General features: G+C 72.2%; 6 protein-coding genes. 2 read left to right on the forward strand and 4 right to left on the reverse strand.

The features are described 5' to 3' along the window. Positions 1-2 precede the first annotated feature (2 nt). Positions 3-983, reverse strand: coding sequence for a hydroxyacid dehydrogenase (locus tag P9K36_RS25490; protein ID WP_278306203.1), 981 nt, complete (start codon positions 981-983; stop codon positions 3-5). A gap of 503 nt (positions 984-1486) precedes the next feature. Here P9K36_RS25490 and P9K36_RS25495 point away from each other — a divergent pair. Beyond that, positions 1487-3616 (forward strand): TonB-dependent receptor, encoded by a 2130-nt coding sequence (locus P9K36_RS25495; RefSeq protein ID WP_043761536.1) that lies wholly within the window; start codon positions 1487-1489, stop codon positions 3614-3616. Positions 3617-3769: 153 nt separating this feature from the next. Next, positions 3770-4525 carry a hypothetical protein gene (locus P9K36_RS25500; protein WP_043759667.1) on the forward strand — a complete coding sequence of 252 codons (756 nt, stop codon included), beginning with the start codon at positions 3770-3772 and terminating at the stop codon, positions 4523-4525. Between the two features lie 9 nt (positions 4526-4534). On the opposite strand, the gene metB is transcribed toward P9K36_RS25500, so the two are convergent. From metB to P9K36_RS25515, 3 genes are all read right to left on the reverse strand, one after another. Further along, positions 4535-5695 carry a cystathionine gamma-synthase gene (metB, locus tag P9K36_RS25505; protein ID WP_043761539.1) on the reverse strand — a complete coding sequence of 387 codons (1161 nt, stop codon included), beginning with the start codon at positions 5693-5695 and terminating at the stop codon, positions 4535-4537. 484 nt (positions 5696-6179) lie between these two features. Continuing rightward, positions 6180-7160, reverse strand: coding sequence for a BLUF domain-containing protein (locus P9K36_RS25510; RefSeq protein WP_043759669.1), 981 nt, complete (start codon positions 7158-7160; stop codon positions 6180-6182). 27 nt (positions 7161-7187) lie between these two features. Further along, on the reverse strand, positions 7188-8912 hold the full coding sequence (locus P9K36_RS25515) for an EAL domain-containing protein (RefSeq protein WP_083683626.1): 1725 nt from the start codon (positions 8910-8912) through the stop codon (positions 7188-7190). Between the last annotated feature and the right edge of the window lie 457 nt (positions 8913-9369).

Genomic DNA, 9369 nt, shown 5'->3' on the forward strand with positions numbered 1-9369 from the left:
TATCACAGGGCGCGCCGCCGCGCCCAGACATCCGGATTGACCAGTCCGCTCGGCCGCCGGCCTGCCAGCACGTCGACCACGCGGCCGGCGGCGGTCTCGGCGGTGCGGATCAGGGCCGACCCGGTGGAACCGCCGACATGGGGCGTCAGGATCGCGCGCGCCTGACGGGCGAGGGGGTGGTCGGCCGGCAGGGGCTCCTGGGCGAAGACGTCGAGCCCCACGCCCGCGATCGTGCCGGATTCCAGCGCCTCCACCAGGGCCGCCTCGTCGATCAGGCCGCCGCGGCTGGTGTTGATCAGGAAGGCGTCCCGCTTCATCCGGGCGAGCTGGTCCCGGCCGATCAGGCCGCGGGTGGCCGGGGTCAGGGGCACGTGCAGGGAGACGATGTCGGCCTCCGCGAGGAGCGCGTCCACCGAAGGAGCCCGCAGGGCACCAGCATTGGCGAAGTCGGCGTCCGGCCGGCTCGGGCCGTAGGCCAGCACCCGCAGGCCGAGGGCCGTGCCGAGCCGGGCCGTCGCCTGCCCGATCGCCCCGAAGCCGACGAGGCCCAGCGTCAGGCCGGCCAGCTCGATCAGGCGGGCGGTGAACTTGAAGCTGTCGTCGCCGCGTCGGACCGAGCGGTCGGCCTCCGGCAGGGCCTTGGCCAGGGCGAAGATCAGCGCCAGCGTCTGCTCGGCCACCGAGACGGCGTTGGCGCCGGGCGTGTTGACCACCACGATCCCGGCCTCGGTCGCCTCGGCGGTGGCGACGTGGTCGGTGCCGGTGCCGTGCACGCCGATCACCCGCAGGGCCGGGGCCGCCGCGATGGCGCGGGCCGGGAAGCCGGTGTTGCGGGTGATGACGGCGACGCACGGGGCGGCCTCGCGGGCCAGGGTCTCGGGATCCGTGCCGCTCGCCGGACGCGGCTCCAATCCGGCCGCCCGCAGCCGGTCGAGGCCCGCCGCGTGGATCGGCTGGACGATGAGGCACGGACCGGTGATCACGGGAAAACCTCTGCACTAGAGGAGGGGTGACAGGCACGTTTCGCGCCGGGCCCGTCTAGGCGGGGTGGGCAACCCTGGCAACCGGGCGCCCCGGTCTCCGCCGCGGCAACCCGATCGGACGCGCGCGATCCACACCCGATCGCGGCCGTGTCGGGCCCCGCACGCCCCGACGATCCCGGCCGCGCGCCTCGGCCGAGCTCCGGCCCGGCCTTCCGCGAAATCGCCGGCTCGACCGTGCGATGATGAGTGAGGCACTGATAATGATGTCGTTCGGCAATGGAATTCAGTATAGAACGCACTCAATATCGATCACGTAGATCGACCCTGCGTGCGCTGAATATAATTATAATTAATCCAAATGTATTTTTGACACACGTAGAGATATTTGCTGCCTTGCTCCGTGATTCGGAGCTTTCGTCACGACAATGCGGTCTCAAGATTTCTCGGTGTCGGTTTCCGCGCGGAACCGGCGCCGGCGGCGCGCGGCCCGGCCGGTTCTCCCGATGGCTGTCCTGCTGGGCTTCGTCGGTTCCGGGCTGCACGCGGCCCGCGCGGAGGAGGCCGGGGCCGGCCGGGAGGTCCAGCTCGACGAAATCTCGGTCGCGAGCGCGGCCGCGCCGCGCGGACCGGTCCCGGCCTATGCCGGCGGTCAGGTGGCGCGGGGCGGTCGCCTCGGCCTGCTGGGCGATACCGAGATCCAGAAGGCGCCCTTCAGCATCGCCAGCTACACCGACACGCTCATCCGGGACCGGCAGGCGCGGACGGTGTCCGAGACCCTGGTCCTCGACCCGTCGGTGCGCGCCACCCAGACCACGGGGGCGCCGTTCGACTCCTTCTCCATCCGGGGCTTCCCGTCCAACGAGAACACCAGCGGCGAGGTCGCCTTCGACGGGCTCTACGGCATTGCCCCGAGCTTCCGCATCTTCACCGACTACGTGGAGCGCATCGAGGTCCTAAAGGGGCCGTCCGCCGCCCTCACGGGGGTGTCGCCGAACGGCGCGGTCGGCGGCGTGGTCAATATCGTCCCGAAGCGCGCCGGCGCGGACCTGACCCGCGTCACCCTGGATTACGGCTCGACCGCCTGGGGCGGCAGCCAGGTCGACGTCGCCCGCCGCTGGGGGCCGGGACGGGAATGGGGCGCCCGCGTCGTCGGCAGCCTGCACGGCGGCGCCACGCCCTTCGACCGCCAGACTGAGACGACCGGCGTCGGGGCCCTGGCCCTCGACTACCAGGGTGACCGGTTCCGCGCGTGGCTCTACCTGCTGGCGCAGACGGACCGCTTCAACGCGCCGCTGCGCCCGTTCCTCCTGCGGGCCGGCGTGCCCGTACCGCGGGCGCCCGACGGTCGCCTGAACCTGACCCAGCCCTGGGAATACTCGGACGTCGACGATCGCGGCGGCCTGCTGCGCACCGAGTACGACCTGACCGATCAGGTCACGCTGTTCGCGGATGTCGGCGGCGGGCAGACCGGAGTGGAGCGGTACTTCCAATCGGCACCGACGATCCTCAACGGCCGCGGCGACACGACCAGCACGCCGCAATTCTACGCCCTCGGCGTCGACCGGCTCACCTACGACGCCGGCGTCCGGGCCCGGTTCGAGACCGGATTCATCCGCCACGCCCTCACGCTTCAGGGCTCCGTGTACGACGAGGCGACGGGACGGCGGTTCTCGCCCGGCCGGGGCGCCTACCTGTCGAACCTCTACGTGCCGGCCCTCGTCCCGTACATCGCGCCGATCTACGGCATCGGCCGGCCCCGCCTGTCCGACAGCACCCTGTCGGGGATCGCGGTGGCCGACACGCTGTCGGCCCTCGACGAGCGCGTCCTGCTGACCCTGGGTGTGCGCCGCCAGCGCGTGGAGGCGCACAATTACCTGTCGAATGTCGGCACGCTGGCCTCGTCGTACGACAAGAGCGCCACGACCCCGATGGTCGGTCTCGTGGTGCGGCCCTGGGACTCGGTCTCGCTCTACGGCAACTACATCGAGGGCCTGAGCCGCGGCGACGTGGCCCCGGCGGTAGCGACCAATTCCGGCACGATCCTCGCTCCCTACGTGGCCCGACAGGTCGAGGCGGGTGTGAAGCTCGATCTCGGCCGGTTCGGCGCCACGCTTGGCGCCTTCCGGATCACGAAGCCCGCGGGCGAACTCGGCCCGCAGGGGCGCTTCGCAGCGACCGGCGAGCAGCGCGTCAGCGGCCTCGAGCTGAGCCTGTTTGGCGAGATCACGCCGCAGGTGCGCGTGGTCGGCGGCGTGACCCTGCTGGACGGACGCCTCGTCCGGACGGCGCTCGCCGCCAATCGCGGGCACCGGCCGATCGGCGTGCCGGAGGCCCAGGCGAGCCTGGGCGCCGAGTGGGACCTGCCCGGGCTGCCCGGCCTGACGCTCAACGGCGCCGTCATCTCCACCGGGCGGCAGTTCGTCGACCTCGCGAACACCCAGGCCCTGCCGGCCTGGGCCCGCCTCGACCTTGGCCTGCGCTACACGACCCTCGTCGCCGAGCGGCCGACGACCTTCCGGGCCAGCGTCCTCAACGTGACCGACGCGCGGTACTGGACCGGGGTCGCGTCGTTCGGCACCTTCTTTCAGGGCGCGCCGCGCACCTACCTCCTGTCGATGGGGGTGGATCTCTGAGCCGGACCGGAGCGGCCATGCTGCTTCTGACGAGCCGCGCGATGTTTCACGGGAAACATTTTCTTAACCCTGAAGGTCGGGCGTGCGGGGGCCGCCCGCTGTTGCAGCGGCGCCGTCGCGGCGCGGCGCCGGCCGGGTTACCACCGGTCCACCATGACCACATCGAGCTGGCGCACCCTCCGCAACGAGCAGGCCCGGGCGCGGCTGGAACGGGCCCTGCCGTCGGTCTTCCCGGCACCGGTCCTTCAGCACGCCTTGGCGCGCCCGCTGATCCCGCCGACACCGCGGCTCGCCGTCGAGAGCTACTGGCGCAACCACATCCTCCGCGCCGACCGGCTGGCCCGGGCGCTGGCGGCCCGCTCCGGGACGCCGGAGGGCTGGACCTGGCAGCTCGGGGCCGAGGGCCGGGCCGGAAGCTTCCGCATGCCGCCGGCACCCTACCGCGATCCGGCCTTCGCCCGCGGCCGGGGCGCCTGCTGCATTTGCGGTCAGCCGGTCTACCGGTTCGGCTGGCACCGGGATCTCTGGGCGCGCGGCGCCCCCAACACCAATGCCGGCTGGCACGCGGCCTGTGTCGCGGCCTGGAAGTTCTGGATCGCGCCGCATGCCCAGGTCCGGGCGCTGAAGCTCCGCCAGCGGCATCGCTGCACCACCACCGGCAAGCGCCTGCTGAAGACGGCCGAGGTCGACCACACCCTGCCGCTCTACCGGGTCTGGCGGGAACACCGCGACGCGCCCTGGCCGGTGCTGCTCGGCTATTGGGGGGCGCCGAACCTGCAGGTGGTCAACCGCGCCGCCCATGTCGACAAGTGCCGCGACGAGGCGGTCGAGCGCTCCCGGACCGTGCAGCGTGCCCGTTTCCGGGTGGTCGAGGACGAGTCCGGGTTCAGCGTGGTCGAGGAGGAGTGACCGGCCGGCTCAGCCGTCCAGGGCCTCGAAGGCCCGCGACAGGTCGGCCAGCAGGTCGGCTTCCGCCTCCAGGCCGACGGAGAGACGCAGCAGCCCGTCGGTGATGCCCGCGATGGCGCGCGCCTCCGGGTCCATGGCCGCATGCGTCATGGTCGGCGGATGGGCGATCAGGCTCTCGACGCCGCCCAGGGATTCGGCCAGCGTGAACACCCGCAGGGCCTCCACGAAGGTCTTCACCGCCGCACGGCCCCCGACGAGCTCGAAGCTCAGCATGGCGCCGAAGCCCGCCTGCTGCGTCTTCGCCAGGGCGTGTCCCGGATCGGTGGGCAGTCCCGGGTAATGCACGCGAGCCACCGCCGGATGCGCCTCCAGGAAGGCCGCCAGGACGGCGGCGTTGCGCTGCTGCTGCTCCACCCGCACGAACAGGGTGCGCAGGCCCCGGAGCGTCAGATAAGCGTCGAGGGGCGAGCCCGTGACCCCGATCGTGTTCGCCCAGGCGGCGAGTTCCTCCCCAACGGCCTTGTCGGCGGCGACCACGACCCCGCCGATGACGTCGGAATGGCCGTTCAGGAACTTGGTGGTGGAATGGACGACCAGATCCGCCCCGAGGGCGATCGGCTGCTGCAAGGCGGGCGACAGGAAGGTGTTGTCCACCACGGCCAGCGCGCCGGCCGCCTTCGCGTCCGCGGTGATGCGTCGGATATCCACCACGCGCATCAGTGGGTTGCTGGGCGTTTCGATCAGCACGACCTTCGGCCCCTCGGCCAGGGCCGCCGCCCGCGCGTCCGGATCGGTCTGGTCGACGAAGGCCACGCGGTAATGCCCGCGGGCGGCGCGGAAGCTCAACAGCCGGTGAGTCCCGCCGTAGCAATCGTGCGGCGCGACCAGGAGATCGCCCGGCCGCAGGCTCGACAGCGCGAGATCGAGGGCCGCCATGCCGCTCGCCACCATGACGGCGCGGGCGCCGCCCTCGAGCTTGGCGATCGTGTCGGCGAGGGCGTCCCGCGTGGGGTTGCCGAGACGCGAGTAGTCATAGGGTCCGGCCTGCTCGAAGGCCGGGAACTTGAAGGTCGTCGACAGGTGGATCGGCGCGATCACCGCGCCGAAGGCCGCGTCCTGGGCCACGCCGTTGGCCGCCGCAACGGTACGGGCCGCAAATCCCTCTGACATCGCCTCGTCCTCCACGCAGAGATCGTCCGCACCGTCCAACCGGAGCGAACGGGCGTTCTTTATGCAGAACGTATCAGACTTTCAAGAGAACGGTCGCGCGTTCATGCTGGGACGGTCAGCGCCCGGCGACGCCACGGCCAGGGCGCCAAGCCGGCGAAGACCTGTCCCGTCGGATCCGCGCGCGGAGCAGGGCCGCCGCCCGATAGCCGAGCATCACGGTGGACAGTCCGTAGCGCAGGACTGTGTCGCCCCGGCGGTCGGGTCGCCACCTTGGCCGGGCATGACGACCGCGTGCCAGTGCCGCAGGCCTTGTGCGCGCGGCGGGGTGAACGCGTCGAACAGGGTGGTCCTGTCGATGGCGGACAGGCGCAGGCCCAGGGCGCCACCGGTCATGCCCGGGGGCTCCGGAGGTCGTGCGGCCGCGTCATCGGGTCCTTCGAGATCGGCCACGATGACACCCTTTCGCCCGCCCGCCGCGGCGGAGTCAGGCGGTGCGGGTGTCGCGCACCGCCGCCGGTGGCGTCTCGTCCGCCACGGCCGGTGCGGCGGCCCGCACGCCCTCGGCCGCCTGCGCCAGGGTGCGGGCCAGGAGACCGGCCCGTCCGGCCCACAGGTCCCGTTCGTCGCGCAGGACCTCAAGCCGGTCCGCGGAGGCGGCCAGTGCGACGCGCAGGCCGTCGATCTCCGCCCGCAGGTCGGTCGTACGCTGCCGCTCGCTCGCCAGGGCCGCCTTGAGCACGCTGAGGGCGGCTTCGGTCGCGCCGCGCGTCCCGGCGGGGCGACGCAGGACCGGTGCGGCCCGCGGCGCCCGATCCGACCCGGCAGGAGCCGGTCCCGGGGCCTGGGATGCGGGCTCCGGACGCAGCCGCGCGATCTCGGCCCGCACCTGCGCGACGTCGAGCCCGGCAGCCGCACGCGGCTCGGGCCCGGCCGCCAAGGGCGCGCGCTCCACGGGAGCGCTCTCCAAGGGGGCGGCCTCCACGGGGGCAGCCTCCAAGAAGGCTGTCGCCACGGGATCGGCCCCCACGACCGGAAATCCCTCTTCCTCGAGAACGAGCCCGTGCAGCATGGCGAAGACCCGGTCGCCGTCGAGGCGCGCGAGGTCGAAGCCGCTCTCGGCCGAGAGGCTGCTGAAGCGGGCCTGCCCGCTGGACGACTGGCCCACGAACGCCATCGACCAGTTGGCGAAGGCGCGGCTCTCCGCCGGGCCGCATTGCAGGACCGTGACGTCGTCGTGCCGCAGGTCGCGCTGGATCCGCTCGAAGGTCGTCTCGACCCCCCGACGCGGACCTTCGAGCACCTGCGCGAAGGCGCCCGCGTTGAACATCAGGGCGCCGGTTACCCCGAGGGCCGCGTTGTTCCGCTGGGACGCGTCCAGGATCTGGCGGACCGCGGCCATCACCTCCGGCTCCGAGCCCTGCAGCAGGTTCTTGCTGGCATAGACGAGACGGTAGAGGTCGCTCATGGCAAGGCGTCCCGAAGGGGAGAGTGATCAGGTCTGCGGAAAGCCGGCGAAGACCTGGCGCAGGTCCTCGGCGGGTACGGGCTTGCTGATGAGGTAGCCCTGCACGTCGGTGCAGCCCTCCAGGCGGATGCGCTGCATCTGCTCGGCCGTCTCGACGCCCTCGGCGACGGTGGTCATGCCCAGGCTCTTGCCCAGGCCGGCGATCGCCCGGATGATCGCCTCGCCGTCGGGCTTGCTGGTCAGATCCTTCACGAAGGAACGGTCGATCTTGATCTTGTCGAAGGGGAACGAGCGCAGGTAGCTCAGCGACGAGTAGCCGGTGCCGAAATCGTCCATGGAGACGCGCACGCCGAGTTCCCGCAGCCGGTGCAGGGTCTGGAGCGTCCTGTCGTTCTCCTGCAGCAGCACGCCCTCGGTGATCTCCACCTCCAGCCGCCGGGCGGGCAGCCCCGAGCCGGCCAGGGCCGAGATGATCGTCTCCACCAGCCGGTCGCTCTTGAACTGCGCCGGCGAGACGTTGACCGCCACCGACATGTGCTCCGGCCAGGTCATGGCGTCGCGGCAGGCCTGGCGGACGACCCACTCGCCGATCGGGACGATGAGGCCGATCTCCTCGGCGAGCGGGATGAAATCGAGGGGCGAGACCAACCCGCGTTCGGGATGGCGCCACCGGATCAGGGCCTCGCAGCCGATCAGCGTGCCGCTCGCGAGCTGCAATTGCGGCTGGAAGTGCAGCTGGAATTCCCGCCGGGCGAGCGCCTGCCGCAGGTCGAGTTCGAGCTTGCGGCGCGCCTGCATGCGCGCATCCATCTCCGGCTCGAAGAACCGGTAGGTGCCGCGGCCGTCGAGCTTGGCCCGGTAGAGGGCGAGGTCGGCGTTCTTCAGGAGCCGGTCGGCGTCGGTCCCGTCCTCGGGGGCCAGCGCCACGCCGACGCTGGCGCCGATCGTCAGGAGATGGCCCTCCACCATGTAGGTGCGGCCGATCAGGTCGACGACGCGGCGGGCGAGGGCCTGCGTGCCCGCCGCGTCGCGGATCCCGGCCTGGAGGATGACGAACTCGTCGCCGCCGATCCGCGCCACCGTGTCGGTGGGCCGCACCGTCGAGCGCAGGCGGTCGGCGACCGTCTCCAGCAGCGCGTCGCCGATCGGATGACCGAGCGTGTCGTTGACCGGCTTGAACCGATCGAGGTCGATCAGCAGCAGGGCGCAGCACTCGCCCGTGCGCGCGAGACGCGCGAGAGCCTCGGCGAGACGCTCGCGCAGGAGCAGGCGGTTCGGCAGACCGGTGAGGGGATCGCGCCGCGCCATCGCGTCGGCCCGGGCTTCCGTGGCCTTCCGGGTGCTGACATCCTCCAGCGAGACGACCCAGCCGCCCGTCGCGAGGGGATGGAGTTCCACCTGGACCGTGTGGTCCCGGTGCCGCAACTCGAACACGACCGGCTGCCGCCGGGCCAGCGCGCGGCGGAGGCTGCGCAGGAGGGCGCCCCGCGGCGGGGCGGTCCCGGCCCGCAGGGCCCGCAGCAGCGGGATCGCCGAAGCTTGCACCCGCAGCGTGACATTGAGGCCGGCCAGGAGCTGCCGGGCCGGGGCGTTCGCCGCGATGACCGTCCCGGTGGGGTCGATCATCAGCAGACCCTGCCGGACCGCGTCGAGAAACGGGAGCAGGGGATCGCGCCCGACGCCCCGCTCCGGCAGGGGCGGACGCGCCGCCTCCCGGCGCGACAGGTCGGCAGGCTGGGGATCCGCGCGCATGCCAAGGGGCCTCGGAGTGAGCCGCCGGGCAAGCTGCGGCTGGAAACAAGGACTCCATAGATGCGAAGATGCTAATTCCATCTTTAAGGACCAGAAGATCGCGGTCCTGATCTGCGTTCAAGACTGCGAATGCGATCATGCCGCTCGCCGCCGCCCGGTCCGCTGCGCTCAGGCCCTGAGCCGGGTGCTCTTCAGGGAGCCGCAGGCGGGGGCGGGCGTCGGCGATCGCGGCGATCCGCAGGTTCCCGGCCGGCGCGCCCGGCCTGTCGGCCGCGCGAGGGGGATCGGTTCGGGCGCCCGGACAGGACGCTTGCCAGAGCGCCGGTCCGCGGAGGACCCAGGCGATGCGGCGGCGGCGGCGGTCGGTCGGGCGCGGATGCGGAGGTGTGCATCCCGGGCTTGGCCGGCCTGCGCCCGGCCCCTTGCGTCGCGCGGCGAGCCCCACTACATCCGCTTC

The sequence above is a fragment of the Methylobacterium sp. 391_Methyba4 genome (assembly GCF_029691625.1).
GTDB classification, from domain to species: domain Bacteria; phylum Pseudomonadota; class Alphaproteobacteria; order Rhizobiales; family Beijerinckiaceae; genus Methylobacterium; species Methylobacterium fujisawaense.

Excerpts from the sequence above, each read along its gene's own strand:
- P9K36_RS25515 (WP_083683626.1), bottom strand. The coding sequence starts at position 8,912 with ATGCGCGCGGATCCCCAGCCTGCCGACCTGTCGCGCCGGGAGGCGGCG.
- P9K36_RS25510 (WP_043759669.1), bottom strand. The coding sequence starts at position 7,160 with ATGAGCGACCTCTACCGTCTCGTCTATGCCAGCAAGAACCTGCTGCAG.
- P9K36_RS25495 (WP_043761536.1), top strand. The coding sequence starts at position 1,487 with ATGGCTGTCCTGCTGGGCTTCGTCGGTTCCGGGCTGCACGCGGCCCGC.
- metB (WP_043761539.1), bottom strand. The coding sequence starts at position 5,695 with ATGTCAGAGGGATTTGCGGCCCGTACCGTTGCGGCGGCCAACGGCGTG.
- P9K36_RS25500 (WP_043759667.1), top strand. The coding sequence starts at position 3,770 with ATGACCACATCGAGCTGGCGCACCCTCCGCAACGAGCAGGCCCGGGCG.